Source organism: Ralstonia sp. VS2407 (genome assembly GCF_052950655.1).
In genome coordinates, this window is record NZ_JBRFVG010000352.1 from 1 (window position 1) to 439 (window position 439).

Annotated in this window: 2 protein-coding genes; both read left to right on the forward strand. The window is 72.2% G+C overall.

Annotated features, from left to right (window positions below; all coding sequences use genetic code 11):
• A partial coding sequence (locus tag ACU8YE_RS25420) for a flagellar basal body rod C-terminal domain-containing protein (protein ID WP_446930362.1) occupies positions 1–166 on the forward strand: 166 nt, incomplete at its 5' end.
• Positions 163–439: flagellar hook-basal body complex protein FliE (locus tag ACU8YE_RS25425; protein WP_446930360.1), on the forward strand; the 277-nt coding region annotated here is incomplete at its 3' end. The genes ACU8YE_RS25420 and ACU8YE_RS25425, both read left to right, overlap by 4 nt.

Consider the following 439-nt stretch of genomic DNA (forward strand, 5'->3'; position numbering starts at 1 on the left):
GTCGCACCCGGCCGCCGACGCCAAGGGCTACGTCCGCACGCCCAACGTCAATTCCTTCGTCGAGGTGATGGACATGCGCGAGGCGCAGCGCGCCTACAGCGCCAACCTGAACGTCATGGAGGTCACGCGCTCCATGCTGACCCGCGCGATCGAGATGCTGCGATGAGCATCGCCCCCACCGGGCTGAAGCCGCTGGGCATGAGCCCGGCGGGCGCCGCCAACGCCTACGGCCGCGTCGCGTCCGGCGGCATGCCCGAGGGCGGCGGCTTCGGCCAGGCCCTGAGCCGCGCCATGGAGGGCGTGGTGGACGCCGGCAAGCACGCGGACGCGCAGAGCATGAAGGCGATCTCGGGCGGCGGCAACCTGACGGAAGTCGTCACCGCCGTCTCACACGCCGAGCTGGCCCTGCAATCCGCCGTCGCCGTGCGCGACCCGGTCG